Genomic DNA, 25,332 nt, shown 5'->3' on the forward strand with positions numbered 1-25,332 from the left:
CGATCATGAGTGCTACGGCAACGGCGGTCCGCCGCCCGGTCATCACCGCCTGGTCCGCCGTCTCGCCCTTCGGCGTCGGCAGGGCCGCGTTCACCGAGGGCGTCCGACAGCGCCGCGACACCAGGGCGGCGCTGGCGCCTTCGTACGAGAAGACCCCGGAGCCGACGGCCTGCCTGGTACCGGGCTTCGACGTCCGCTCGGCGCTGGGCCGCAAGGGCACCCGTTCCATGGACCGGGTCACCGGTCTGACGGTCACCGCGGTCGGCGCGCTGCTGGACGAGAGCGAGCGCAACCGGCGGGTGGGCACCGGGGAGGGCGCGGCCTTCGCGCTGGGCACCACCACCGGCAGCGCGCAGAGCATGATGGACTTCACCCGCGACTCGCTCACCGGCGAGCAGCCGTTCTTCGTCGACCCTGCGCAGTTTCCCAACACGGTGATGAACTGCGCGAGCGGCCAGAGCGCGATCTGGTACCAGCTCAAGGGCCCCAACACGACGATCGCGGGCGGCCGGGCGGCGGGCCTGCACGCCCTCAACTACGCGCGCAGGCTGCTGGCTTCGGGCCATGCGGAGAGTGTGCTGTGCGGTACGGCGGAGGAGTTCTCGCCGGCCCGCGCGTGGCTGGAGCACCACACGGACGCGTCCGGCTCGCTGCCGCTGGGTGAGGGCAGCTCCATGCTGCTGGTCGAACCGGCCGCAGCGGGCGACCAGCCGGTGCTCGCCGAGATCCTCGCCGTCGAACTGGGCGTCGTGCTGGGCGAGGACGTGCGCGCCGCCCTCGCGTCCTGTCTGCGCCGCGCCCTGGCCCAGGCGGCTGTGACGTCTGAGCAGATCGTGGGGATCGCCCGCTCCTGCAGCACGGGCCGCGCGGGTGCCGACGAGGTGCTGGCCGTCGCGGACGTCCTCGGCGAGACCGCGGCCGTCGACCTCGCCCCGCACGAGCTGATCGGCGACACGGGAGCGGCGGCCGCCGGCTTCCAGACGGCATCCCTGCTGGCGTACGCCGAGACGCATCCGTCCGAGGCGTCCGGCCGGGTCGGCCTGATCACGTCCGTGGACCGCACGGGCTCGGTCGGCTGCGCGCTGCTTCTCCTGCACTGATGGCACTGACCGCTCTGAACCACCCGACGCACCAAGGAGCTTGACCACCATGTCCCGACGCCGCGCACCACGCTGGTACTTCTCCTTCCGCAGCCCGTACTCCTGGATGGCCTACCGCGATCTGACGGACCGCTATCCGGACGTCGCCGACGCCATCGACTGGCTCCCCTTCTGGGAACCCGACGAGCCCACCAACCAGGACCTCACCGAGCGGGGCATCCGCCTCCCGTACGTGCCGATGTCGCGCGAGAAGCACCTCTACATCCTCCAGGACGTGCGCAGGCTGGCCCGCGAGCGCGACCTCGACATGGTGTGGCCGCAGGACCCCGACCCGCATTGGGAGGTCTCGCACCTGGCCTACCTGGTCGCGAACCGCCTCGGTCACGGCCGCCGCTTCATCGACGCGGTGTACCGGGCGCGCTGGGAGCAGGGCCGGGACATCTCCGATACGGCGGTGATGGCCGCCGTGGCGTCCGAACTCGGCCTGGATCCCGAGCCGTTCGAGAAGGCGTCCACCGATCCGGCCGTACGGGATGAAGGCCTCGCCTCCATCGAACTCCTGCACCGTGACGGGGTGTTCGGGGTGCCGTACTTCATCGACGGCTTCGACAAGTACTGGGGCGTCGACCGCCTCCCCGCCTTCGTCTCCCGCATCCGCGCCCAGCACCTGCCGCCCGAGCTGCTGGCGGCCGCGGGGGTCGACCAGGGGCATGCGGGGGGTTGCGGTTGACCGGCACACGCTGGACGGCGGCCGACGTGCCCGACCAGCATGGCCGTACGGCCGTGATCACGGGCGCCAACAGCGGCCTGGGCTTCGAGACGGCGCGGGTGCTGGCCGGTCGCGGGGCGACGGTGGTGTTGGCGTGCCGGAACCTGGAGCGGGCGGCGGAGGCGGAGGCCCGCATCAGGGCGGGGGTGCGTGGCGCGAAGGTGGCGGTGCAGGAGCTGGACCTGGCGTCTCTCGCCTCGGTCCACCGGGCGGCGGACGAGCTGCGCGCCTCCCACCCCCGCATCGACCTGCTGATCAACAACGCGGGAGGCCTACGACTGCGCCACACCGTCACCGAGGACGGCTTCGAACTGACGCTGGCGACCAACCACTTGGGCCCGTTCGCACTGACGGGCCTGCTCCTGGACCGCCTGCTGGCGACCCCTGGCTCGCGCATCGTGACGGTGAGCAGCATCGGCCACCGCCACGGCAGGATCAACTTCGCGGATCTGCACGGCCGACGCCGGTACCTCGCCCCGGCGGCCTACTTCCAGGCGAAGCTCGCGAACCTGATGTTCACGTACGAACTGCAACGCCGCCTGGGGACGACCGGAGCGGACACCATCGCACTGGCCGCCCACCCGGGCAACGCCAGCACCGAGTTCGGCCGCGACCTCCCCTCCCCCGCCCGCCTCCTCATGAGCCAACGCCTGAGCCCACTCAACTCCTGGCTGGTCCAGCCCCCGGAGATGGGCGCCCTCGGCACCCTGCGCGCAGCCACCGACCCGAAGGCGGAGGGCGGCGCCTATTACGGCCCTCCGGGCCTGACCCAGTTCACCGGTCACCCGGAGCGCGTCGAGTCCACCGCCCGCTCCCACGACAGCGAGGTCCAGCGGCGGCTGTGGGAGGAGTCGGAGCGGCTTACGGGGGTCGTGTACCCGGGGTGATCTGTTCGTGCCGGGGTCACCTCAGGGGATGAGGCCCCGGTGGTACCGCGGTACCACCGGGCCGCCGAAGACTCCCCCGCGGTCCCAGAGACCCGGCCCGCCCCGCCCATAGCTTCGAACTCAGAAACACAGACACCGCGGCGCATCCAGGCATCCGCGGCCGAGTTCGAGGCAGGGAAGGCCCACGCCGATGATCGAAGCGAGTGAGCTGACGAAGCGCTACGGGGACAAGACGGTCGTAGACCACCTGAGCTTCACCGTGAAGCCGGGCGAGGTGACCGGCTTCCTGGGCCCCAACGGCGCCGGCAAGTCCACGACCATGCGCATGATCGTCGGCCTGGACTCCCCCACCGCAGGCAAGGTCACCGTCAACGGGCGCTCGTACGCGAGGCACGCCGCTCCGTTGCAGGAGATCGGCACCCTGCTGGAGGCCAAGTCCGTCCACCCCGGGCGCAGCGCGTTCAACCACCTGATGGCGCTCGCGCACACCCATGGCATTCCGCGCGGCCGGGTCGACGAGGTCATCGAGCTGGCCGGCCTGACCAGCGTGGCCGGCAAGCGCGTCGGCGCCTTCTCCCTGGGCATGGGCCAGCGCCTCGGCATCGCCTCGGCCCTGCTCGGCGACCCGGCGATCGTCATGCTCGACGAACCGGTCAACGGCCTTGATCCGGAAGGCGTGTTGTGGGTACGCAACCTGCTGCGCGGCCTGGCCGACGAGGGCCGCGCGGTGATGCTCTCCTCGCACCTGATGAGCGAGACCGCCCTGATCGCCGACCACCTGGTGATCATCGGCCGCGGCCGGCTCCTCGCGGACACCACGGTCGACGACTTCACCAGGGAGGCAGGCGGCGGAGGCGTGAAGGTCGCCACGACGGAGCCGGCGAGGCTGCGGTCACTCCTGGCCGCCCCCGACGTCACGATCACCTCCTCCTCCGCCGAGGAACTCCTGGTGGCCGGACGCGACGCCCGCGAGATCGGGGCGATCGCCGCCCAGCACGGGGTGCCGCTGTACGAACTCACCCCGCAGGCGGTGTCGTTGGAGGCGGCGTTCATGGAACTGACTAGGGACGTCGTGGAGTACCAGAGCGGCCCGGTCGATGCCGCACAAGCCATTGCTGAACGAAAGGCCGCCTGATGACCGTCACCGACCTCGCCCCCGTCCCTGCCCCTACGACGACCTACAAGGTGACCGGTCCCCGGGTGCTGCGTTCGGAGTGGGCCAAGTTCTGGTCGCTGCGCTCGAGTTGGATCACCCTGGCGGTCGCCGTGGTGTTGCTGATCGCGTTCGGTGCGATCGCCGCCGCCACCTACAGCCCCGACGCCACCGCGACGGGCGGCCCGCCCGGCCCGGGCTCCGGCGACAGCGATGCGGTCAGCCTGGCCCTGACGGGCGTGACCTTCGCGTCGCTGGCGGTGGGCGTGCTGGGGGTGCTGCTGTCGGCGGGCGAGTACACCACGGGCATGATCCGCTCCACGCTGGCGGCGGTGCCGCGCCGGCTGCCGGTGCTGTGGTCGAAGGCGGCGGTGATCGGCCCCATCGTCCTGGCCCTGTCGACGATCGCCGCGCTGGCGGCATTCCAGCTGGGCAAGCTGGGCCTGGACGGCGAGAAGATCGCGCTGTCTCTTGGTGACGACGGGGTACTGCGCAGCCTGGCGGGCGCCGGGGTCTACCTCGGCCTGGTGGCGGTGTTCGGCGTGGCCCTGGGCGTACTGCTGCGCTCCTCGGCCGGGGCCATCGCGGTCCTGGTCGGCGTGCTCCTCATCCTCCCGGGCCTGGCCTCGCTGCTGCCGGACTCCTGGTACGACACGATGAACCCGTACTTCCCGAGCAACGCGGGCTCGGCGGTGTACGCCCTGCACCAGTCGTCGGACGCGCTGTCGGCGGGGGCGGGGCTGGCGGTGTTCGGGGGCTGGGTGGCTCTGGCGCTGGTCGGGGCGGCGGTGCGACTGGTCCGCTCGGACGCGTGACCTGCTAGGACGGGGACAATGGGGCCCATGAGTCCGGAACGCGCGGCGGCCGCCGCGGACGCGTCCCGGGGGACGGCGCAAGTGCCGTCCCCCGGGCTCGACGCTGCCTGGGCGTCGCACCCGGTCCTGGACAGCATGCTGCGCGGCCAGAACCACCGCCGGCAGCTGGACCGTAGACATCCGTGGCTCTTCGACACGGCGGTGGTGCTGATCGTCGCCCTGATCAGCCTCCCGGACCTGCTCACCCGCAGGACCCACGGCCCCTTCGGGGAGGCGAGCACCCGCGCCGACTACCCGACGGCCGCCCTGATCGCCTTCGCCGTAGCACTCATCGTGCCGCTGTGGTGGCGCCGCAGGGCCCCGGCGGTCACGTTCTTCGTGATCCTCTCCGTGTCGCTCATCCAGTGGTCGCTGGGCGTGTGGCAGCAGGCCGGCATCGCGGCACTGGTCGCCCTGTACACCCTGGCTTCACGGGGTTCGCTACGACTGCTGGGCTGGGCGGCGGCGCTGACATTCGCCGGCCTGACCCTGGCCACCTGCTTCCTGGTGCCCGTGGAAAATCCGCTCCTCGGCCTCTTCTTCCTCCTGGGCACGACGACGGCGGCCATGGCCACAGGCCTGACGCTCCGCATCCGCCGGATGTACCTGGCCGCGCTCGAGGACCGCGCCGCCCGCCTGGAGATCGAACGCGACCAGCGCGTGCAGCTCACCGCCGCCGCCGAACGGGCCCGGGTGGCCCGCGAGATGCACGACATCGTCGGCCACAACCTCTCGGTCATGGTCAGCGTCGCCGACGGCGCAGCAACCCTGGCCACCAACCGAGGCGAACAGTCCGCCGATGCCCTGCGCATCCTCGCCGACACAGGCCGCCAGGCGATGAGCGAGCTACGCCGGGTCCTGGGCGTCCTACGCGAGAACCATCCCCCCGAACGCCCCCTGAACCCCCAACCGGGCATCCCCGACCTGGACCAGCTGCTGACAAGGGTCCGCGCGGCGGGCCTACCGGTGACGTACCGCACGGTGGGCAACCTGGACACCCTGAGCAGCGGCGTCCAGCTCACGATCTACCGCATCGTCCAGGAGTCGCTGACGAACACCCTCAAGCACGGGGGCCCAGGCTCCGCAGCCGAAGTCTCGGTGACGTCCGAGACCGGCAGGGTCCACATCCGCATCGCAGACACGGGAACACCACCAACGGCACGTACGACGACGGAGCCACAGACCGCCACCCCCGGGCACGGCTTGGTGGGCATCCGCCAACGGGCGGCGATGTACGGCGGAGAAGTCACGATCGGCCCACGCGACACGGGAAACGGCTGGCTGGTGGACGTATCCCTGGACGCCTCGACGGACCCCCCGCCCTCAGGAGACCCCAAGCGATGACCACCGTGCTGATCGCCGACGACCAGCCCCTGCAACGCATGGGCTTCCGCATGCTGCTGGAGGGCACCCCCGGCCTGACCCCGGTCGGCGAGGCGGCACATGGAGCCGAAGCGGTCCGCCTGGCCGCCGAACTCCGCCCCGACGTGGTCCTGATGGACATCCGCATGCCCGGCATGGACGGCCTGGAGGCCACCCGCCGCATCACCGCGACGGGCGGCCGCACGAGAGTCCTGATCGTGACGACGTTCGACCTCGACGAGTACGCGTACGAGGGCCTACGGGCCGGAGCGAGCGGCTTCCTCCTGAAGGACGCCCGCCCGGAAGAACTGGTAGCAGGCATCCACGCGGTAGCGACGGGCGACGCGGTAGTGGCCCCCAGCCTGACCCGCCGCCTCCTGGACGCCTACGCCCACCAGGTCCTGGCCCCGTCCGACACCCCCGCGGCCGAGGACCCTCGACTGCAGGCACTCAGCGACCGCGAACGGGAGGTTCTGATCGCGATCGGCCAGGGCTGGACGAACACGGAGATCGCGGAGCGGCTGGTGCTGACCGAGTCGACGGTGAAGAAGCACGTGGGCCGGGTCCTGGCGAAGATCGGGGCGCGGGACCGCATCCAGGCGGTGATCATGGCGTACGACGCCGGGCTGGTGAGGGCCAAGTAGAGGCGGGTCATGCGCCGCTCGTCGCTGTTGCGCTGCTGCGCTCTGGCAGGTCCCGTAGTCGGGCACGTGTGAGGCTCCCCGAGAGGATCCGGATGGCCGAGGCCGCCGGAAGGGACGTGCGACGGCCGATGAGGTTCTCCGTGATCGGCAGTCAGAGGTCACGGTAGGTGCGCTGCAGCCGCGAGTGTGGGCGAATCGTGCACCGACTGAACCTGCTGAGAACCGGACACGAGACACCGAGGAGCACCCGCTGGAGGCGGACGTCCCCTTAAATCGGCAGCCTGACCACGCTCCGGGCCTTGCGCACGGCTCCCATGAGAGGCTGGACGGCATGGGGGCAGCGCCGGACGATCAGACTTCCCAGGAGTTCTTGGCAGGGATCCATGTTGGCGACCTCTGCAGCGGGACGGTCGCAGAGGTCACGCGGTCTCACGGGGTGACGGTGACCCTGGACGGATTCTCCGCACGCCCGCTGGGGACCGTCTGGCCGGCGGATGTCTCCTGGCGCTGGAATACGGCTGTGGCCGTGGAGGTCGGCCAGCGGATCACCGCTGAGGTGATGGCCGTTGACCTGGACGAGGGCAGGGTCCGGCTGGCGATGACCGCCACCGAGAATCCGGAACTTTGGGCGTTCCTGAAATCACGTCACCGCGGAGAGATCCTTTCCGGGACAGTCGCGGCGATCGAGCGCTTTGGCGTGTTCGTGTCGCTGGATGACGGCCCTGACCACCCGGTCTTCCCTGGCGTTGGGTTCATCACGATCCCCGAACTGTCGTGGCGCCACATCGACGCAGTTTCGGACGTCGTTCGGGTCGGACAGCGCGTCTCATGTGAGTTTCTTCAGTTCGACGACTGGAACGGCGAGGCAAGGCTGTCCTTGAAGGCAATGCAGCCGGACCCTTTCGCGGCGTTCGTCGAAGGGACTGCGGTGGGCCAGACGCTGCACGGACAGGTCACCAGGGTGGTCCCGTTCGGCGTCTTCGTTCAGGTCGCCGCCGGTATTGAGGGACTGGTCCATCTACAAGAGCTCACCAGGATGCCTGTGGCGACTTCGGAGGACGTCCTTCAGGTCGGCGACGAGATCACGGTCGTCGTCACAGAAATCGACCGACAACGACGCAGGCTGGCACTCTCCCGACGTGAGGTCTTACCCGACCTCCGGTGACACCTGCGTGTCGCTGTCTCCCCTGCGCGAGTGCTCCAGTCCCTCAGCCTGTTTGGTGAAGGCGAGGCCCCGCCCCCAACCCGGCCGTGGGAGGTGGCGACGTCCCGCCGCGGTGCGAAACCGCCGCCCACCCTCCGTCCCACCCCTTGCGCCATCTATCGAATTTCGATAGATTCCCATCGCAACTCGATGGAAGGATGGGCCGTGGGAAAGCTGGCAGTGCGTGCGCTACGCGCCGTGCTCGTGGTGGTGCTCGCCGGCACCGTGTTCGTACAGGCATTGATGCTGTGGGCGCTGATCAGCGGGAACGACCCGGAGGACGGGTCGCTCCCCCTGACCCCGCTGCGCGTGATCACGATCCTGGGCATGTTGTCGGCCCAGTTCGCCCTGGTCTGCGTATGGCGGCTGGTGACGATGGTGCGACGCGGAACCGTGTTCTCCCACGCCGCCTTCCGCTACGTGGACGGCGTGATCGGCGCGATCGTGGCGGCTGCCCTCGTGTGGTTCACCGTCACGGCCATCAACGCACCGGGCCAGCGGGACGACCCGGGCGTCACCGTCATCATGGCCGGGGTCGGCGTGGCCATCCTGGGGGTCGCACTCATCGTGCTCGTGCTGCGCATGCTGCTCGCCCAGGCCGTGGCGCGCGACGTCGAAGCGGCGCAGATGAAGGCCGAGTTGGACGAGGTGATCTGATGCCGATCGCCGTCGACATCGACGTGATGCTGGCCCGGCGGAAGATGTCCGTGGGTGAGCTCGCGGACCGCGTAGGGATCACGCCCGCCAACCTGGCGGTACTCAAGAACGGCCGCGCCAAGGCGGTCCGCTTCGCGACGCTCGCCGCACTCTGCGAGGTGCTCAAGTGCCAGCCGGGCGACCTGCTGCGCTGGGAGGCCGATGACGCCGCGGGCGGATGACGCGCCCCAGGGCGGGCGTGAAAACGCCGGCCAACGACGAACCCCGTCCTTCCGGCGCGGAAGGGCGGGGTTCGTCGTTGGGCGGGCAGCCAGGGCTTCGGGGGTGCAGCACATTCACAGCCAGCCGGACGCGCACTCCGCCAGGCGTTCGTGGCTTCGGCGATGCCGCCTCTGTGCCTTGTCGGCGCCTCCTCCGCGCACGCCATGGACGCTGGCTCGGTGCGGCGGACATTCGAATTCTCAGCCGATCTGGTCCGATGGGTAAGAACGCCCCTCATCGTCTCCAGGGATCTGGTCCGGCGGAACCGTGTCGAGCCGAGCGAGGTCCTCCCGGCCCCCGACGACCGCTGGGCCGCAGCCTGGCGGCAGACCACCGACGACCAGAGCAACGGCTTCCTCGGCGGTGTCCGCCTCCCCCACGATCTGGGAACGGGACGGCCCAGCGACGAGGTAACGCCCGCCAGGAAGGTGCATGATGAACGGAACATCCCAGGACCAGGCACCTGTACACCTGCTGAAATGAAGGTCCTGGTGACTGCTTGAGGGATGGAGCTGCCGGAGAAGCGGCTCAGCATACGCGGCTCCCACCAGTCTGATGTCCATGTCCTTCCTATGGAGCAGTCGTTGCCACGCAGCCTCCACGAGATCATCCCGACCCGGCTCGGCGCCATCGGAAGCACTCGGCGCATCTATCCATCCCATGGGCCCATTCTGCTGTCCCGTTCACCTGAGACAGGGACCAGATCGACCGAGGCGGGACGCCTCCCCGGCCGCCAGCACGTGCCGAGAACAGACCTGTCTCAGACAGAGTTGCAGGACACACAGGAAGCCCCTTTAGCCCTTCCGACCTGCACCAAAGGCGCACGGAGGGGCTACCTCTCTAGCAGGGGGAGGTATTGGAAGCCCAGTTGGAAAGGGCAGAGGTGCCCCCCAAATAACAGCCGTGCAGATCACTTGCCCCAGGCGAAGCGCGCCTGGTCGTCCGGGGTGAGGAGGCCATTGGCGCCTCAAAGCGGCAGCCAACCTGCTGGAGCCAGTACGCACGGATCTCATCCAGCACGTTCCGCAGGCGCTGGTCCTGACTCAACCTCGCAGCCCACGCGGTCGCGGCACTGGATGCGGATGAGAATTTGTCGTAGGGAATGCCCGAGCGCATTCGTGACGGAGGCCAGTTCTGCATCGGTCAGCCATGCTGGCCCTCGCCGTCGGCGAAACCTCTAGTGCAGGTGGACCCGCCCGAGCAGGCCCCTCTCCGTCGGAACCAAGCGAGTCGCGTTTTCTTGCTCGCCGGCGTCGTCGCTGTTGGCAGTGTCTCCGCGGCCGGATCAGCTCCTCGTCCGGAGGATCTATCAGCGAACGAAACCTTGCGGCTCACTCCGCGCGATACCTAAGATATTTTCGCTGATCCTCACGCTCAACGAAGTTTCTTCGGTAAACGGCTCTCGAGGGTAGGTGTCTCCATGACGGTTGCCGCTACGTCGACGGTCCATCCCGACGAGGTACACGAGAGACTCGGTCGGCACGTGCTGATCGACGGTTTCAAGCTTGTGCTCGACCCGCTCGCCAGTCAGGGCTCGTGGATCGTCGACGCACGCAGCGGTGAGAAGTTCCTCGACCTCTACTCGTTCTTCGCGTCCGCTCCGCTGGGGCTCAACGCACCGGGCATCGTGAACGACCCGGACTTCATGGCCCTGCTCGCACAGGTCGCCGCGAACAAGCCCGCCAACCCCGACATCTACACCACGCACTACGCCGAGTTCGTCGAGACGTTCGTGCGGGTACTGGGCGATCCGGACCTGCCGAGGCTCTTCTTCGTCGAGGGCGGAGCACTCGCCGTAGAAAACGCGCTCAAGACGGCGTTCGACTGGAAGAGCCGCCGCAACGAGGCCGCAGGCCGCTCACCCGAGCTCGGCACCAAGGTGCTCCACCTTCGGAAGGCGTTCCACGGCCGCAGCGGCTACACCCTCTCGCTGACCAACACCGAGCCCAACAAGACGGCCCGTTTCCCGAAGTTCGACTGGCCGCGCATCGACGTACCCGCGGTGCGATTCCCCCTCGAGCGCCACCTCGCCGAGGTCGAGGAGGCCGAGCGAGGGGCCCTCGAGCAGGCGCGGCGAGCGTTCGAGGACAACCCGCACGACATCGCCTGCTTCCTCGCCGAGCCGATCCAGGGCGAGGGCGGCGACAACCACATGCGCCCCGAGTTCCTGCAGGCGATGCAGGCGCTCTGTCACGAGTACGACGCGTTGTTCGTGCTCGACGAGGTGCAGACCGGGGTGGGGATCACCGGCACCACCTGGGCCTACCAGCAACTCGGCCTCGAGCCCGATATCGTCGCCTTCGCCAAGAAGGTCCAGCTCGGCGGCATCATGGCCGGCCGCCGTGTCGACCAGGTGGCCGACAACGTCCTGCGGGTCTCCGGGCGGATCAACTCCACCTGGGGCGGCGGACTGGTCGACATGGTCCGGGCCCGCCGCATCCTGGAGATCATCGAAAAGGACGACCTGGTGGCCAATGCCGCCGCCGTGGGCGCGTGGTTCCTGGCCGAGCTTCGTAATCTGGAGGTCCGACACGCACCGGTGGCGTCGAACTCGCGGGGGCGCGGATTGATGTGCGCCATCGACATGCCCGACAGCGCCGTTCGCGACGAGGTGGTGCGCCGGCTGCGAACCGAGGAACAGGTGATCGCCTTGCCGTGCGGCGAGCGTGCGGTGCGCTTCCGCCCTGCCCTGTCCATCACCCGGGACGAGCTCGGGGTCGCCCTGCGGGCCCTCGACCGGGTCCTCGCCGGTCTGCACTGACCGGTACCAGCGACGCCGTACCAGGCGACGCCGTACCAACCGCCCCCGTACGAACCGACTCCCTGCAAACGAACCCCGTACCAGCCACCCCCTCCCAGCCGCCCCGTCCCACCCGAAAGGTAGGGCAAAGACATGGCCCGTTCCGTCGCCTCGATCGTTGCCGGCCATCCGGTCGCCGGCGCTCCCGGCGGGACTCTTCAGCGCCCCAATCCCGGCCGTACCGCCGAGCTGGTCACCGAGGTCTCGCTCGGGAACGCCTCGACCTTCGTCGAGGCCGCCAAGGCCGCGAAGGCGGCTCAGCGGTCCTGGGCGGACGTCCCGGCGCCGGTGCGCGGGTCCGCGATCGGAAAGATCGGCCGGCTCGTCGAAGCGAACAAGGACCGCCTCGCCCGCATCGTCACCGAAGAGATCGGCAAGCCGCTCGCCGAGGCGCTCGGTGAAGTCCAGGAGATCATCGACACCTGCGACTTCTTCCTGGGCGAGGGGCGCAGGCTGTACGGGCAGACAGTGCCCTCGGAGATGCCGGACAAGCAGCTGTTCACCTTCCGCAACCCGATGGGCGCGGTCGCGGTGATCACCGCCGGCAACTTCCCGGTGGCCGTACCGGCCTGGTACCTCGTGCCGGCGCTCGTGACCGGCAACACCGTGGTGTGGAAGCCCGCCGAGTACGCCGCCGCGAGCGCCAAGGCTCTCTACGAGCTGTTCGTGCACGGAGGCGGCCTGCCCGACGGCGTACTCAACCTCGTACTCGCCGACGGAGAGCAGACGTACGCCGGCCTGGAGACCTCCCTCGACGCCGGCCTGATCGACAAGGTCGGCTTCACGGGCTCCACGACCGTCGGCCAGAAGATCGGCGCCCTGTGCGGAAGCCACCTCCAGACCCCCTGCCTGGAGCTGGGCGGCAAGAACCCCCAGGTGGTCACTCCGAGCGCACACCTCGACCTGGCGGTCGAGGGGGCGTTGTTCTCCGGATTCGGCACCGCGGGGCAGCGCTGCACCTCCCTCGGGACGTTGATCGTGCACGAGTCGGTGCACGAGGACTTCCTCGCCCGCTTCGACGCCGCGAGCCGCGCGGCCCGGATCGGCGACGCGTTCGAGGACGTCCTGTACGGCCCGATGCTCGATGAGCGGTTCGCGCGGCGCTACGAGACCTTCCTCGGGTGGATCAAGGACCACCACCGCACGTACGGCTCCGACGGCACGGGGCGGATCACGGCCGCCAACCCGCGCAAGGGCTTCGTAGGCGACCCTGAGGCGGGCATGTTCTACCACCCGGTGATCGTCGACGGAGTGCGCCGCGACGACGACCTGTTCCTCAACGAGACCTTCGGTCCGATCGTCGGAGTGACGACTTACCGGACCTTCGACGAGGCCGTGGAACTGGCCAACGCCCATGGTTACGGGCTATCGGCCGCGATTTATACCAGCGATCCGCACGAGGTGTGGACGTACCGGCGCGGCATCTCCGCGGGCATGGTCAGCGTCAACAACACCACCTCCGGAGCCGAGGCGCACCTGCCGTTCGGCGGCAACGGCAAGTCGGGCAACGGCAGTCGACAGTCGGGGCAGTGGGTGCTCGACCAGTTCACCCGCTGGCAGTCGATGAACTGGGACCACTCCGGCCGTCTGCAGAAAGCGCAGATGGACGTGGCCACGCTCGAGCCCGACCTCTCCTTCCGCCTGTGAGCGTCGTCGAGGACCTGGACCGGCACTTCCGCGAGGCGGTGACCGGTCTACGGTCTGCTGCCCACGCTGTCGGCCGACTGGACACCCGTACCGCACTGGACCTGTTCGACGCCCAACTGGAGAGCAGACACACCGACTTCGCTGCGCGCTGGATGCAGCAGCAGGGCCGCGGCTACTACACCATCGGATCGAGCGGACACGAAGGCAACGCCGCGCTCGCCCTCGCGTTGCGCCCCACCGACCCGGCGTTGCTGCACTACCGCTCCGGCGCCTTCTACTGCGCCCGCGCCCGGCAGGCCGGCGGCGTCGATGCGGTCAGGGACATGCTGCTGGGGGTGGCCGCCGGGGCCGACGAACCGATCGCCGGTGGACGGCACAAGGTGTACGGGCGCCACGAACTGGCCGTCATCCCGCAGACGTCGACCATCGCCTCCCACCTGCCGCGGGCGGTCGGGGTGGCGTGGAGCATCGCCCGCGCCAAGCGGCTCGGCACCGAGTGCGCCTGGCCCGCCGATGCCGTCGTCTGCTGTTCCTTCGGCGACGCCTCGGTCAACCACTCCACAGCGGCAGGAGCCATCAACAGCGCCTGTAACGCGGCCTACCAGGGCCTCCCGATGCCGATTCTGTTCGTCTGCGAGGACAACGGCCTGGGCATCAGCGTGCCGACACCGCAGGACTGGGTACGGCAGGCCTACGGCAACCGGCCTTCTCTCACCTACTTCGCCGCGGACGGCTGCGATCCGCAGGCCGCCTTCGACACCGCGTACGAGGCAGTGACCCACGTACGCAAGAACCGTCAACCCGCCTTCCTGCACCTGTCGATGGTGCGCTTCCTGGGCCATGCGGGCTCGGACGCAGAAGCCGCCTACCGAATGCCGTCCGAAATCGCCGCGGATCTGGACCGCGACCCGCTGCTGGCCACCGCCCGGCTGCTCACCGCGACCGGCGCCCTCACCCCGCAGCAGGTTCTCGACCGGTACGACGAGGTGGGCGGCCAGGTGCTCGCCGTAGCCAAGGAGGCTTTGGAGAGCGAGCCACTGACCACCGCCACCCAGATCGCCGCCCCCATCGCACCCCGCCGCCCGGAGCTGGTGGCGGCCGAGGCACGCCGTACGAGCGAACCACCCACAGCCCCCGTGGGCGAGCCAGTCACCGTCGCCCAGGCCATCACCCACACACTCGCCGACCTGCTCGGCAGCCACCCGGAAATGGTCGTCTTCGGCGAGGACGTCGGCCGCAAGGGCGGCGTCTACGGACTGACCCGGGGCCTCCAGCGTCGCTTCGGTACCGCTCGGGTCTTCGACACCCTCCTCGACGAACAAGCCATCCTCGGCCTCGCGTTGGGGGCGGGCCTGTCCGGGCTGCTCCCCGTGCCGGAGATCCAATACCTCGCGTACCTGCACAACGCCGAGGACCAACTGCGCGGCGAGGCCGCCACGTTGCAGTTCTTCTCGCAGGGCCAGTACCGCAATCCCGTTGTGGTCCGCATCGCCGGCTACGGCTACCAGCGCGGTTTCGGCGGCCACTTCCACAACGACAACGCGGTGGGCGCCCTGCGCGACATTCCCGGTCTGGTCATCGCCTCCCCGTCCCGCCCCGACGACGCCGCCGCGATGCTGCGCACCTGTGTGGCGGCCGCGAAGGTGGACGGAACGGTCAGCGCCTTTCTCGAACCGATCGCGCTATACCACACGCGTGATCTCCATACGGAGGACGACAACGGCTGGCTCGCGGCGTATCCGCCACCGGCACAGCACGTCCCGATCGGCCGGGCACGCACGTACGGCACCGGTGCGGACCTGACCTTGGTCACCTTCGGCAACGGCCTGCCCATCTCCCTTCGAGCCGCACGCCGGCTGGAGCAACAGGGCATCGCCTGCCGGATCGTCGACCTGCGCTGGCTGGCGCCGCTGCCGGTCGAGGACCTGCTGCGGGAAGCCCGCGCGACGGGACGCGTCCTCGTGGTGGACGAGACCCGCCGTACGGGCGGCGTGTCGGAGGGAGTCGTCACGGCTCTGGTCGATGCCGGGTTCAGCGGGGCGGTACGACGGGTTGCGAGCGCGGACAGCTTTGTTCCGCTGGGGAAGGCGGCGGAGTTGGTACTCGTGTCGGAGGCGGACGTGGAGCGCGCCGCCGGGGAGCTGCTCTCAGGGGGCCCGGAGGCTCACGAGTGACGCTGGGCAGGCCCCAGTGGGCGCCGTTGATCTCGAGGCGCTGGCGGATGAGGTGTGCGGGCGCCTGATCGACGCGACCCGTGTGCCGGTGTTCTTCCTCGACCTGCACCAGGTCGTGCGCCCCGGTGTATTGGCTTGAAGCGGGACCGTCCAGGGCTGGGGCCGTTGATCTACCCGGTTGCGTCGGCAGGCTGGCCCTGCGCCGGTTTGGGGCGATGTCCTGGAGGAAGCGTGACGAGCAGTGCGGGGAAGGCAGAGCTGAGCGTAAGGTCCAGGCAGCTCGCGTAGCGGATCGAGTTCGCCGAGAACGATGCGCTACTCGGTGAGAACGGACCCAAGTTCCAGGCATAGGCATTTCTCAAGGCCAGGTGATCATGGCCTAACTTGCTGTGCCGTTCTGCTTAGCCGGTCCACGATCGCCGCGCAAAGCCGCGGATCCTGCTCGGCGTTCTCAGTGCCCTCGATCCGAGTGAAGAGAAGCAGACGACGGTCGTCCTCGGCGACCTTGCCGCGGTCGAGGCTGCGGCCGGTCGGCTGGACGAGGCGTGCGCGTACGCGCTGCGGGCGCTCGACCATCTGGAGCGGACCTGGTACGCGATGGGCATGGACCGGGTACGCATCGAGGCAGCTGCCCGTTCAAGACTCGGTGGGCAGGAGCTGGACCAGGCCGACCCAGTTTTCCTCATCTGCCTTGGTGCGGCTGGCTCGAACCCTCCAGCGGCCGGCGGGCAGCGGGACCGGTGCCTGGTCGGGCATCCCGCCGCCGGGATACTCGATGCCCAGTGCGGAGCCTGCTTCGGCGGAGTCCATGAGCACGGCCGGACCGTCCGATACCCATGTGCCGGACTCTTCCCACTCGGTGGCGGGGTCCGCGAGGACAGCCTCTGCTGCGGCCTTCAGCCCCGCCTCGGAGTCGGCGGCAAGCCACCGCAGGAAGGCGCGGTGCTCGGGCAGATAGCAGCTGGTGGCTGGCTCGTCCGCAAGCACTAGTGCCTGCGCACCGCCTTCCCCCACCGCGATCACACCGGCCAGATCATCCACCGCACAGGCCCGGTCGTAGTCGTCCGGAGCGGTGGCGTCCCCCGCCATGACCCCGGTCTCCGTGCACCCGCGCCACGCAGCCAGCGCGGAGACGGGGATAACGGTCAAAGGCCCGCCCATCGACTCCACCCAGACAGGAAAGGTGTGGGACGCACCGACTGCGGTGGACGAAGAGGCACTCATTCGGTCAGTGTGCCCTCCCCCACTGACAACGCCCACGGCGCTCACTGGCGCCCAGCGCAGGGAACCGCTCAGCGCCTGCGGCAACCAGCAGTTACGGGACAGCCTTCAAAGGCTGTCCCGCAAGGCCGGGCTCGTGCCCAGTTGCCTGTTGTTCTGCCGACTTGCGTCTCTTCGCGCTGAGGCCTACAGGAAGGTACGTCGCCGACGGTGTGGGAAGCACTCAGTCCAGCGCAGCGATCACTGCCTCAGACACCATCACTCCTGCCTCCTGGATTCACTGACGCATGTTCCCTTCGTACAGCCAAGCGCAAGCCTCGATCGCTGGGTGGAGTTCGGCGAGGATCAACGCCGCTCGCTTCGGTACGTGGGTTTCTTCCCTCCACGCCGTCCCGCAGCGATCGATCTCCTCCTGTAGCTGAAGGAGCGCCTGCTCATCGAACCCCTCGTTCATGCGCAGGGGGATCACGAAACGATCCGCCGTCTCTTCCAGACGACTCACCAAGTCCGTCTCCATATGCGCCTCCGTATTGGGCAGTTCGCAACGCGGTGGGGCGATCTTCTCGTGGCAGATGTGATCACGGCGCTTGGCCGGAACCTACTCAACGGTGCTCGGCAGTGGCCACCATGCCGTTGATCGCTTCGTGCCGGACGGGCATGGTGCTGGCGTTCACCGGACTGCGCGATTTGTACTTCGTCGCCAGCTGAACGATCTCACCCTCGCCCGCGAAGGCCTCGGTGTCGCGGGCGCCGCACACCTCCCGCGCAGCCGCCCAATGAGCTGTCCGAGAACGAACTATGTCCAATTCCAGCCGTCTTGCGTTCACTTTTGTACGACTCTCACACTCCTAACCAGCGGGGCGGCTCATGGACCGTGAGGGGGACCGCATGGGGGAAGACAGCGACGGCTTACTACACCTGCTGAACGACCGACTGCTGATCATGGCCAACGACAAGAAGGCGATCGATCTACTGCCGTATGTCGACAAGCGGACCGGCGGCCTGGTCCTCACCGGAGCGGATGCCCCGACCCGATGCAGGCACCTGCGCAACAGGTATCCGGACATCGTCGTGGCAGTCGACCTGGCCGGACACGAGCACGCCGTCGCCACCGCGACCCGACCCTTCGGCTATCACGCAAAGGACGGCTGGCGCACCCTGGACCTCGCAGGACTGGAGGAGATCCTCAACGGCCAGCTCGCCAACAAGGCCGCGTTCGCGGTGACGCCGACAGCCTTCATACCGCACGACGCCACGGGGGACGCGCGCGTTCTCCAGGCGGTCATCAGCCAGGCGAACCAACTCCGGCGAACGGACACGGTGGTACTGCTGCCATGCAGCTGGCGGTGGCTGACAGGCGACTCCTTGCAGCAGCTGATCCGGCAGGTACGAGCCAGTCGGCATCCCGTTGCGTTGATCATGCAGCACGGGAGCGACCCTCTGAAAGCGAGAGGGGTGATCGAGGGGCTGCGGCAGCTGTGCCGGTCCTGCCCGCAGCTGTTGCTGTAGCGCACCGACCTCGCGGCGTTCGACGCGATGGCGCACGGCGCGATCGGTGCTGCGGTGGGAGTCACGGCTGCACTCCGGCACGGCATGGTTCCACGGGCCGACAGCGGGGGCGGCGGGGGTTCGCCGTACCCGGTCGTGCTCGTCCGCGGTCTCCTGGAGTACCGCCGCGTGACGACGCTCCAGCACTGGGAGGCACTGATCGGCCCCTGGCCGTGCGAGTGCCGGGTGTGTGAGGGCCGTCCCCTCACGCGCTTCGAGAACAGTCCCGCCGCCGTACCGGAGACGCAGTGCCACACCGCCTGCGAACTGTACGTGCTGCACGCCGAGTTGGCGTTGAGTCATACCGGCTGGGAGCGGCTGCTGTGGTGGCGGCAGATGGTGGCCGACGCGATCGAGCGCCACCACCAGTTGTGCACTCGGCTGGGCGAAGAGATCCCGTCTCATCCTCAGGTCCTCCACGACTGGCAACAGCCAAGCCCTCCGCCCCTTTCACCAGACTGAACTGTCGGGTCCACGCGTGTGCAGGTCTGGCGGCCGCAGCTCAACTGCTGGTAGCAATCCTTCACGGCCCCTCATGATCTAGATCACGCCACTTCGCCCCATTCCCCGTTGCGTCTGCAACGCGTGACACGAGAGAATGTTCGACGAGTTGTGAGGCCGACGTGGCGCACGATGCCGCAGCGGTGATCGAGCAACCACAGCACACAACACACTTACGGGGGTGGGTGGATGAAGTTCGACATGGGTTCGACGACCCTGTCCGAGCTCGGCAAGAACACGGTCGGCTCCAGCGATGACCTGGGCACGCTGATCAAGTGGCTGATCCAGGCGGCGGAGCCGCTGGAGGGCAAGTTCAACGGGGCGGGCAAGGCCGCGTTCGACCGGTTCAAAGTCCACGCCGACGAGATCACAAACGATCTGAACGGCTCGCTCGGCGCGATCCTGGGCGGCCAGTCCGGCATGGACACCGCGTTCGGTTCCGGTGATGTGGAGTTGGGGGACAACGCCCACCAGAACATGGGCGCCGCCAACTTCGACGCCGCCCGCTTCGGCGCGCGCTGACGGCTTTCGTCGTCCAAATCGTCTTCGCCGTCAGCGAGTTCGAGCTTTCGAGTATGCAAGGGGGAACCTGACCATGGGTCAGAACCAAGACCGCCGTTCGTACGACACCGGTGCCTCCAGCGAGGTGCAGATCAGCCTGGCCGGCGTGATCGGCCAGCTGGAGCGCGTGCTGACCGACCGGGACCGCGCCGTGAAGGCCGCGATGGCCGACTTCACCGCCGACGGCGTCGCCGACGAGTACCACGGCAAGGAGGTCCGCTGGCACCGCGCCGCAAGCGAGGTCCGCGAGATCATCCGGCTGGTGCGCACGACGCTGGAGCAGAACGACGGGACCGCGCAGTCGACGCTGGCCAAAGCGCGGGCGGCCGTGGACAACATCGGCTGACCGGCGCCGTAGCTGCAACTGCCGGGCAAGTACACGGGTGTAAACGGGGGTTTGACGTGACGCGGTGGGACATCTCGCCGTCCGGCGTCGAGTTCGTGACCTCGCTGGTCGAGGACGCGATGGACGACTTGGCCAAGGACGTCAAGGCATACGGCAAGAACATCGAGAGCGCGGCCGGCTCGGCCGGCACCATCAGCGGGCCGTACTGCGGGATGCCCCCGACCGGTCCGGTCGGAGCGGCGGTGTCGCTGTTCGTGGAGAAGACGCTGGGCGACGTGCTGTTGCTCAGCGCGCGGGCGGCGAAGTCCGTCAACGGCGCGCGGGAGGCCACCGCGTACTACGTCGTCGGGGATCTGGAGATGGCCACGAAGACACAGCACAAGGCCCTCGCCGCGCCGAAGGTCGAGTTGCCGGGCCAGGGCGGCGGCAAGGGCCAGGGGGACTCGAAGAAGTGATCAACCCGTCCGGCATACCGCAGTTCACGGGCGACTTCGACCAGTTGGACAAGGACGTCTCCGGGCTGCGCAGCGACGCCATCGGGATCCGCAACGGCGGTATGGACGTCCACTCCCGCTTCCAGATGCTGGGGGCCTACTACACGGCACCCGAGGCCGACGACCTGTTCGCCACCACACAGCCGGTGATGGACAACGCCGACACGTTCGCCACCAAACTCGAGACGGTGGCCGACGCTCTGGACACCTTCTCCATCGAGGCGCGCCCGCTGGCCAAGCGGCTGGAGCAGCTCAAGACGGATGCGCTCGCGTTCGTCGGGAGCGTCGACGGTGACGACGACTGGACCGAGGACGAGGACAAGGTCCACCGGAACAAGGAACTCGTCGACGACGTCACGGCCACGCAACTCGCTTTCCAGGACGCGGAGCGCAGGGCGGCCAGCAAGATCTCGACGATCGTGGGCGGGCCGACGTTCGTGGCCGACCACGGCAGCGGGTTCTACGACCGCAACACGGTGAGGTACGGCTACGACCGCGATCTGCTCGAAGGCGCCAAGGAGTTGCCCTGGGGCAGCGTGGACGAGCAGAGCTACGAGGCGTGGAGCCTGGGCTGGTTCGGGCACGGCGCCAAGAGCTTTGTCTGGGACGGGATTTACCACGACGGCATCGAAGCCGGTGTCAGCGGACTGTGGACGTTGGTCGGCGGGAACGGCGGGGATGCGGCGGGTGACGCCTGGGGTGGGCTGAAGGACGTCGTCACCGGCATCGGCCTGTACACCGCCACCCCGTACGACGCAGCCATGGACTGGGCCTTCGGCCCGGACAAGGAGAGCGCCGACGAGATCAGGGCGAAGAAGGCGGCGAAGGAGTTCGGCAAATCCCTTGTCGCCTGGGACCAGTGGCAGGAGAACCCGACCCGCGCAGCCGGGACGACCGCCTTCAACTTCCTCACCCTGGGCGCCGGCCCGCTGGCAGTCGTGTCCAAGACGAGCGAGGTCGGCGCGGTCGCCAAGGGGGCAAGCGTCGCCGCGAAGGTCGGCGAATTCATGGACCCGCTCTCGGTGGGCCTCAAGGCGACCGGCAAGACCGTGAGCGCGCTGCCGAAGCTCTCCGACCTCACCTCCCGCCTTCTGCCCGCGACGAAAGCGGGGGTGGCGGACGCGCATGGCGTGCACAGCGTGATCGAACTTGAGGACGGCTCCAGAGTCCTCATCAAGGACGGCGAGTTCATCGCCTACGACAGACACGGCGACGTCATCTCCGACACTCCGAAGCAGGAACGGGGCGTCCCGCAGGAAGTTGCGTCCGAGGCGGCTCCAACGCGGGAGCCGGCCATGGCCGACGCGGCGTCGCACACCCCCCTCGCTACAGCCCGCGCTGGAGACAACCTGTCGCCACACGCGGCTCCTCCAGGACACAGCAGCGGGGACAGAATTCGCAATACAAACGAAGCGTCCACCGGGCCTGGGGCCTCACACACATCAGGTCCCAGCACTCTCAGAACGGGCGCCGAACCGGGCGGCAACGGCCACGTCCGTCCCGGCTCGGGTGACCACGGTGGCATCGGCCCGGACGATGTCGGACGGTCTAGCGACGATGCGCTCGGGGAGGGAACTACCGAGGGCTCACGGCCGGACGGTAACGCCAATGACCCTCATACGGAGGGCCGGCGCCCCAGTTTCATGCATGAGGGACCGAATCCCTACGGACCCCGAGGGTCGCTCACACGGGAGCAGATTCAGGAGATCCAAGTCTACCGCGCTAATCACGAGCCCGGTTATCTGGAGCGGTATTACAGGAAGAACGGAACACGCCTGCGCCTGAAGCTCCACGACGAGAGCGGATTCACACCTCCTCACCTCACTCGCCCGTCGCATGACGCACCCTGGATTCGCGCCAAGGACGCTCCTGAGCCACCCGAGCCGCATTTCCTGGACGCTGATTACATCCGCGTGGGAGAGGACACCGTCACAAGCCCGGCGAGACGGCAGATCCTGAATGAGGCTGCGCAGAATCGCCACTTCGCCGTCCAGTGGGACCACATAGCCGAGAAGTGGAAGGAGGAGGCCGGCACCGCACACCACGTCCATGAAACGGCTGACTCGGCTGCTCAGTGGGGAGAGGCCAAGGGGACGTACAAGGAGTCCCACACCGCCATGGGGGACGCAACAGAGGAGTTCGGTGAGAAGGCGGCCGAGTACCACTACGTCGCCGAGAACTACCCGGATTTCAAGAAACAGACACTCCTCGGCCCGGAAAACGGAAATGACCAGTTCGATCAGGTATGGAAACACAAGGACGGTCGAATAGTCGTCGTCGAAGCCAAGAGCAGTCCTGGTACGAGGCTCGGCAAGCGTACCCTTCCGAACGGCCGACAAGTGTCCCAGGGAAGCAGGGAGTACTTCCACGACATCATCCAGCTCATGACCGACCGTGGCGAGTTCGGTCTGGTGAGGGACATCCAGAAGGCGCTTGCGCGGGGCAAGCTGGAGTATGTCGTCGTCAAGGGCGAGAAGAATGTCGGGACGTACACTGGCTATAGATATCGGCGGTTCGACATCAGCAGGGGGACGCTTCCTTGACCGTGACCATTGCCCGACACGATGTACCGAGGCCCGACGCCGAGGGCTACGCGGAGCAGCTCGGTGAGCATCTGGCTGAGGAGATCGCCGGTCTCGAAGAGTCTTCAGACATGATCGACTTCGCGTTCGGCACCTCTCTCATGAACCTGCGCTCTCGCTGCCTCATCGACCCGGAGGCGGGGGCGATCGAGACGTGGGAGGCCGCAGTCAACGCGATGCAGCTGGGCTCTGCTCTTTTCGCCGTGACCGGGGCAGGCGAGGGAACCGTTGAGTGTCGTATTGACGGGAAAGTGCGGGCTCTTCCGGCCGTTGGTCCCATGTCGACTGCCGACGCGGGGACTTGGCTGAATGCCTTCTGGCTGGCGGTCATCTGCCGGGAGCAGCAACGAATGACCCAACTCTGTGAGATCCCACTGGAGCGGCTGCGGTCGCCGGAGGGCCAGTACGACGAGTACATCTACCACTGGGTAGACACGCTGCAGACCTACTGGCTGCGTCGCCCGGGCCTCGTGGAGAAGCTCACCGCAACGTTCCAGGCGTCGGATCCAGCTGTGGCGCGGATCGCGCCGCGCGACCTGTTGGACGGCCAGCTCTACCCGCCGATCAACCTCTTCTATCACTTCGTCCGCAAGGACGAGGAAGGCTTCAGCCCGGCCTTGGTGGAGGCCCTTAAGCTGCACAAGATGTATTGGACCTTGAACGAGGACCGGCGGGCCAAACTCGACGGCACCATCGCCCTTGGCCCCCTCGCCATCGCCTGTCTGGCCTACGACGGTCGAATCCCGATCGAGGTCGAGTCCGACTACCTCCCCAAGCACCTCCTCCAGCACGACTGGCTCGGCGAGTTCCCCACCTGACGAACGTTCCGTAGAGATAGGCGACCGAAGACCGTGACAGCCCAGGACTACGACAACCAGCTCCTCGAGTCGGTGTCCGTCCGCCGCCGTCGCCTTCGCGACGCCCTGCTGTTCGGCGCACAGCGGCAGCGGCGGTCGCTGGACGAGCGGGTCGGGAAGGTGTTCGCCGGTCTCGTCATCGCGGCCGTGTTGTGCGCCGGTTGTGTGGGGTGGTCGTTCGTGTCGCATCGGGTGATCGGGAAGAGTCCGTACGCGACGCCCGTACAGCCCTCGCCGCAGCCCTCCCGGCAGCCGTCCTCCTCGCCCTCAACTGCCCCTTCTACCCGGTGATAGGTTCGAACGCGTGATAGCCACGGGGTCCCTGAGTCGTTCCGCGACGAGCAGTCGTACAGCGCTCAGCCGTATCACTCTGGTCGGTGAACGGCGTCGGGTCGACCTCGTGCTCCCTTCCCGGGAGCCGGTCGGGCTGCTGTTGCCGGAGATCATGCGGTTGCTCGACGATCGCGTGGGGCCACGTCCGGAGTTGCGGCACTTGGTGACGGCGGACGGGTCGGCACTGGCCCACGACGGCACGCTGGAGTCGGCCGGTGTGCCCGACGGAGCGGTGCTGCGGCTGGTGCGGATCGAGGATGCCCCCTCCGCTCCCGTCGTGCACGACGTCACGGACGAGGTCGCCGACGATCTCGGTCTGCGGGCCTGGCGGTGGCGGCCCGCGATGCGGCGCAAGGTCGCCGGGATCGCCACCGTGTTGTGGGCGGCGGCCGCTGGTGTGTTCGCGCGCGGGCACTTCTCTCCCACTGCGGTCGGCGGGGGTCTTCTTGTCGCGGCCGGCGCGTGTGCGCTCGCCGGCGTGCTCACCGGCCGGGCCCGCAGACAAGGGCCGACCGCCACGCTCGTCGTCACCGCGGGCGCACTTGGCGTACTCGGCACCTGGACGGCGGCCGACGCTCATGGCTGGTCCGGCGGGGCGCGGCTGGCGGGTGTTGCGGTGGTCGGCGCGGTCGCGCTGTTGCTCGCCGGCTGGCTCACGCCCTTGGGACGCGGTGCTCTGATCGGCGCCGGTACCGTCGGCGGCACGCTCGTGCTGTGGGAGGCGGCTGTCGCCTCGCAGGGCGGGGCGGCAAGTGCTGCCGGGCAGGCCCGGGCGGGTGCGCTGCTCGCCGTCATCTCCCTCGTCACGCTGGGACTGTTGCCTCGGCTGGCGTTGATGGCCTCGGGTCTGAACGGACTGGACGACCAGCGGACGGGCGGGGTGTCGGTGAGCCGCTACGAGGTGGCGACCGCGCTGGCGGCCACGCACCGCGGGCTGGCCATGGCGACCGTCGTCCTCGCCGCTTCCGCCACGGCGGCCGGGGTGCTGTTGCTGCATGCAGTGTCGGTGTGGACGGTGCTGTCGGGCATCGCCGTCGCGCTGGTGCTGGCGCTGCGGGCGCGGGCCTTTCCGCTGACCCTCGAGGTCGTCGTGTTGCTGGCCGCCGCGGCCGTCGTCGCCGTACGGCTCGTCACGGTGTGGCTCGCTCATGCCGCCGCGGCCGGGCCCGTTGCCGTACTCGCGCTGTTCGCGCTCATTGCTCTCGCGGCGCTGACCGTCGAGCCCGCCGAGCACGTGCGCGTGCGGCTGCGTCGTCTGGGCGACGTCCTGGAGTCGACGGCCGTGATCGCCCTGCTGCCGCTGGTCATCGGCGTGTTCGGCGTGTACGGGCGGCTGCTCGGCACCTTCGCCTGACGAGCGTGCGGATCTGAGGGGCT

At 68.6% G+C, this 25,332-nt stretch carries 27 protein-coding genes; 23 read left to right on the forward strand and 4 right to left on the reverse strand.

Translation table 11 applies throughout. The features are described 5' to 3' along the window. Positions 1-5 precede the first annotated feature (5 nt). The 10 genes from ACFY1L_RS27365 (at position 6) to ACFY1L_RS27410 (ending at position 8,851) form a co-directional block, all read left to right on the forward strand. Positions 6-1,100, forward strand: coding sequence for a beta-ketoacyl synthase N-terminal-like domain-containing protein (locus ACFY1L_RS27365; protein ID WP_388829633.1), 1,095 nt, complete (start codon positions 6-8; stop codon positions 1,098-1,100). A 49-nt stretch (positions 1,101-1,149) separates the two neighbouring features. Beyond that, positions 1,150-1,830 carry a 2-hydroxychromene-2-carboxylate isomerase gene (locus ACFY1L_RS27370; protein WP_388829636.1) on the forward strand — a complete coding sequence of 227 codons (681 nt, stop codon included), beginning with the start codon at positions 1,150-1,152 and terminating at the stop codon, positions 1,828-1,830. Further along, a complete protein-coding gene (locus ACFY1L_RS27375; protein ID WP_388829639.1) occupies positions 1,827-2,756 on the forward strand; it encodes an oxidoreductase in 930 nt (309 codons plus the stop codon). The genes ACFY1L_RS27370 and ACFY1L_RS27375 overlap by 4 nt, the downstream gene beginning before the upstream one ends. A gap of 190 nt (positions 2,757-2,946) precedes the next feature. After that, entirely contained in the window at positions 2,947-3,891 is a 945-nt protein-coding gene (locus ACFY1L_RS27380) for an ABC transporter ATP-binding protein (protein ID WP_388829642.1), read from the forward strand. Then, positions 3,891-4,724, forward strand: a complete 834-nt coding sequence (locus ACFY1L_RS27385; RefSeq protein WP_388829645.1) for an ABC transporter permease — start codon at positions 3,891-3,893, stop codon at positions 4,722-4,724. Before ACFY1L_RS27380 ends, ACFY1L_RS27385 begins: the two co-directional genes overlap by 1 nt. Before the next feature lie 27 nt (positions 4,725-4,751). Continuing rightward, positions 4,752-6,107, forward strand: coding sequence for a histidine kinase (locus ACFY1L_RS27390; RefSeq protein WP_388829648.1), 1,356 nt, complete (start codon positions 4,752-4,754; stop codon positions 6,105-6,107). After that, on the forward strand, positions 6,104-6,769 hold the full coding sequence (locus ACFY1L_RS27395) for a response regulator (protein WP_388829651.1): 666 nt from the start codon (positions 6,104-6,106) through the stop codon (positions 6,767-6,769). Before ACFY1L_RS27390 ends, ACFY1L_RS27395 begins: the two co-directional genes overlap by 4 nt. A gap of 331 nt (positions 6,770-7,100) precedes the next feature. After that, complete coding sequence (locus ACFY1L_RS27400; RefSeq protein ID WP_388829654.1) at positions 7,101-7,934, forward strand: S1 RNA-binding domain-containing protein; 834 nt, start codon at positions 7,101-7,103, stop codon at positions 7,932-7,934. Positions 7,935-8,138: 204 nt separating this feature from the next. After that, the gene (locus tag ACFY1L_RS27405) at positions 8,139-8,630 is read left to right on the forward strand and encodes a DUF2975 domain-containing protein (RefSeq protein WP_388829657.1); all 492 of its coding nucleotides are present in this window, start codon (positions 8,139-8,141) and stop codon (positions 8,628-8,630) included. Continuing rightward, the gene (locus tag ACFY1L_RS27410) at positions 8,630-8,851 is read left to right on the forward strand and encodes a helix-turn-helix transcriptional regulator (protein ID WP_069759895.1); all 222 of its coding nucleotides are present in this window, start codon (positions 8,630-8,632) and stop codon (positions 8,849-8,851) included. The genes ACFY1L_RS27405 and ACFY1L_RS27410 overlap by 1 nt, the downstream gene beginning before the upstream one ends. A gap of 240 nt (positions 8,852-9,091) precedes the next feature. On the opposite strand, the gene ACFY1L_RS27415 is transcribed toward ACFY1L_RS27410, so the two are convergent. Then, entirely contained in the window at positions 9,092-9,553 is a 462-nt protein-coding gene (locus ACFY1L_RS27415; protein ID WP_388829661.1) for a DUF6193 family natural product biosynthesis protein, read from the reverse strand. A 758-nt stretch (positions 9,554-10,311) separates the two neighbouring features. Here ACFY1L_RS27415 and lat point away from each other — a divergent pair. From lat to ACFY1L_RS27435, 4 genes are all read left to right on the forward strand, one after another. Beyond that, the gene (gene lat, locus ACFY1L_RS27420; protein ID WP_388829664.1) at positions 10,312-11,652 is read left to right on the forward strand and encodes an L-lysine 6-transaminase; all 1,341 of its coding nucleotides are present in this window, start codon (positions 10,312-10,314) and stop codon (positions 11,650-11,652) included. 132 nt (positions 11,653-11,784) lie between these two features. Then, the gene (locus ACFY1L_RS27425) at positions 11,785-13,338 is read left to right on the forward strand and encodes an aldehyde dehydrogenase family protein (protein ID WP_388829667.1); all 1,554 of its coding nucleotides are present in this window, start codon (positions 11,785-11,787) and stop codon (positions 13,336-13,338) included. Continuing rightward, positions 13,335-15,512: a transketolase C-terminal domain-containing protein gene (locus ACFY1L_RS27430; RefSeq protein ID WP_388829670.1), complete on the forward strand. Its 2,178-nt coding sequence runs from the start codon at positions 13,335-13,337 to the stop codon at positions 15,510-15,512. Before ACFY1L_RS27425 ends, ACFY1L_RS27430 begins: the two co-directional genes overlap by 4 nt. A gap of 16 nt (positions 15,513-15,528) precedes the next feature. Beyond that, positions 15,529-15,651 (forward strand): hypothetical protein, encoded by a 123-nt coding sequence (locus ACFY1L_RS27435; RefSeq protein ID WP_388829673.1) that lies wholly within the window; start codon positions 15,529-15,531, stop codon positions 15,649-15,651. A gap of 497 nt (positions 15,652-16,148) precedes the next feature. Here the strand turns inward: ACFY1L_RS27435 and ACFY1L_RS27440 are convergent, their stop codons facing one another. From ACFY1L_RS27440 to ACFY1L_RS27450, 3 genes are all read right to left on the reverse strand, one after another. Further along, entirely contained in the window at positions 16,149-16,736 is a 588-nt protein-coding gene (locus tag ACFY1L_RS27440) for an immunity 21 family protein (RefSeq protein WP_388829676.1), read from the reverse strand. Between the two features lie 274 nt (positions 16,737-17,010). Continuing rightward, entirely contained in the window at positions 17,011-17,250 is a 240-nt protein-coding gene (locus ACFY1L_RS27445) for a hypothetical protein (protein ID WP_388829679.1), read from the reverse strand. 85 nt (positions 17,251-17,335) lie between these two features. Continuing rightward, entirely contained in the window at positions 17,336-17,491 is a 156-nt protein-coding gene (locus tag ACFY1L_RS27450; protein WP_388829682.1) for a hypothetical protein, read from the reverse strand. 130 nt (positions 17,492-17,621) lie between these two features. Here ACFY1L_RS27450 and ACFY1L_RS27455 point away from each other — a divergent pair, with 130 nt between their 5' ends. The 9 genes from ACFY1L_RS27455 (at position 17,622) to eccD (ending at position 25,309) form a co-directional block, all read left to right on the forward strand. Continuing rightward, a complete protein-coding gene (locus ACFY1L_RS27455) occupies positions 17,622-18,242 on the forward strand; it encodes a hypothetical protein (RefSeq protein WP_388829685.1) in 621 nt (206 codons plus the stop codon). Positions 18,243-18,326: 84 nt separating this feature from the next. Next, positions 18,327-18,743, forward strand: a complete 417-nt coding sequence (locus ACFY1L_RS27460) for a hypothetical protein (protein ID WP_388829688.1) — start codon at positions 18,327-18,329, stop codon at positions 18,741-18,743. Between the two features lie 228 nt (positions 18,744-18,971). Next, complete coding sequence (locus tag ACFY1L_RS27465; RefSeq protein WP_388829691.1) at positions 18,972-19,304, forward strand: hypothetical protein; 333 nt, start codon at positions 18,972-18,974, stop codon at positions 19,302-19,304. Positions 19,305-19,377: 73 nt separating this feature from the next. Further along, entirely contained in the window at positions 19,378-19,689 is a 312-nt protein-coding gene (locus ACFY1L_RS27470; protein WP_361277403.1) for a pore-forming ESAT-6 family protein, read from the forward strand. Positions 19,690-19,745: 56 nt separating this feature from the next. Beyond that, entirely contained in the window at positions 19,746-20,144 is a 399-nt protein-coding gene (locus ACFY1L_RS27475; RefSeq protein ID WP_388829693.1) for a DUF6507 family protein, read from the forward strand. After that, the gene (locus ACFY1L_RS27480; RefSeq protein ID WP_388829696.1) at positions 20,141-22,726 is read left to right on the forward strand and encodes a hypothetical protein; all 2,586 of its coding nucleotides are present in this window, start codon (positions 20,141-20,143) and stop codon (positions 22,724-22,726) included. Before ACFY1L_RS27475 ends, ACFY1L_RS27480 begins: the two co-directional genes overlap by 4 nt. Further along, a complete protein-coding gene (locus tag ACFY1L_RS27485) occupies positions 22,723-23,583 on the forward strand; it encodes an immunity 49 family protein (RefSeq protein WP_388829699.1) in 861 nt (286 codons plus the stop codon). Before ACFY1L_RS27480 ends, ACFY1L_RS27485 begins: the two co-directional genes overlap by 4 nt. Positions 23,584-23,616: 33 nt before the next feature. Next, positions 23,617-23,913 (forward strand): hypothetical protein, encoded by a 297-nt coding sequence (locus ACFY1L_RS27490; protein ID WP_388829702.1) that lies wholly within the window; start codon positions 23,617-23,619, stop codon positions 23,911-23,913. A 31-nt stretch (positions 23,914-23,944) separates the two neighbouring features. Beyond that, complete coding sequence (eccD, locus tag ACFY1L_RS27495; protein WP_388829889.1) at positions 23,945-25,309, forward strand: type VII secretion integral membrane protein EccD; 1,365 nt, start codon at positions 23,945-23,947, stop codon at positions 25,307-25,309. The last annotated feature ends 23 nt before the right edge of the window (positions 25,310-25,332 follow it).

Source organism: Streptomyces sp. NPDC001663, assembly GCF_042893105.1.
Taxonomy (GTDB): domain Bacteria; phylum Actinomycetota; class Actinomycetes; order Streptomycetales; family Streptomycetaceae; genus Streptomyces.

Coding starts and splice junctions, on each gene's coding strand:
- ACFY1L_RS27365 (WP_388829633.1), top strand. CDS start 6: ATGAGTGCTACGGCAACGGCGGTCCGCCGCCCGGTCATCACCGCCTGG.
- ACFY1L_RS27370 (WP_388829636.1), top strand. CDS start 1,150: ATGTCCCGACGCCGCGCACCACGCTGGTACTTCTCCTTCCGCAGCCCG.
- ACFY1L_RS27380 (WP_388829642.1), top strand. CDS start 2,947: ATGATCGAAGCGAGTGAGCTGACGAAGCGCTACGGGGACAAGACGGTC.
- ACFY1L_RS27385 (WP_388829645.1), top strand. CDS start 3,891: ATGACCGTCACCGACCTCGCCCCCGTCCCTGCCCCTACGACGACCTAC.
- ACFY1L_RS27390 (WP_388829648.1), top strand. CDS start 4,752: ATGAGTCCGGAACGCGCGGCGGCCGCCGCGGACGCGTCCCGGGGGACG.
- ACFY1L_RS27395 (WP_388829651.1), top strand. CDS start 6,104: ATGACCACCGTGCTGATCGCCGACGACCAGCCCCTGCAACGCATGGGC.
- ACFY1L_RS27400 (WP_388829654.1), top strand. CDS start 7,101: ATGGGGGCAGCGCCGGACGATCAGACTTCCCAGGAGTTCTTGGCAGGG.
- ACFY1L_RS27410 (WP_069759895.1), top strand. CDS start 8,630: ATGCCGATCGCCGTCGACATCGACGTGATGCTGGCCCGGCGGAAGATG.
- ACFY1L_RS27415 (WP_388829661.1), bottom strand. CDS start 9,553: ATGGGATGGATAGATGCGCCGAGTGCTTCCGATGGCGCCGAGCCGGGT.
- lat (WP_388829664.1), top strand. CDS start 10,312: ATGACGGTTGCCGCTACGTCGACGGTCCATCCCGACGAGGTACACGAG.
- ACFY1L_RS27425 (WP_388829667.1), top strand. CDS start 11,785: ATGGCCCGTTCCGTCGCCTCGATCGTTGCCGGCCATCCGGTCGCCGGC.
- ACFY1L_RS27440 (WP_388829676.1), bottom strand. CDS start 16,736: ATGAGTGCCTCTTCGTCCACCGCAGTCGGTGCGTCCCACACCTTTCCT.
- ACFY1L_RS27445 (WP_388829679.1), bottom strand. CDS start 17,250: ATGGAGACGGACTTGGTGAGTCGTCTGGAAGAGACGGCGGATCGTTTC.
- ACFY1L_RS27455 (WP_388829685.1), top strand. CDS start 17,622: ATGGGGGAAGACAGCGACGGCTTACTACACCTGCTGAACGACCGACTG.
- ACFY1L_RS27460 (WP_388829688.1), top strand. CDS start 18,327: ATGGTTCCACGGGCCGACAGCGGGGGCGGCGGGGGTTCGCCGTACCCG.
- ACFY1L_RS27465 (WP_388829691.1), top strand. CDS start 18,972: ATGAAGTTCGACATGGGTTCGACGACCCTGTCCGAGCTCGGCAAGAAC.
- ACFY1L_RS27470 (WP_361277403.1), top strand. CDS start 19,378: ATGGGTCAGAACCAAGACCGCCGTTCGTACGACACCGGTGCCTCCAGC.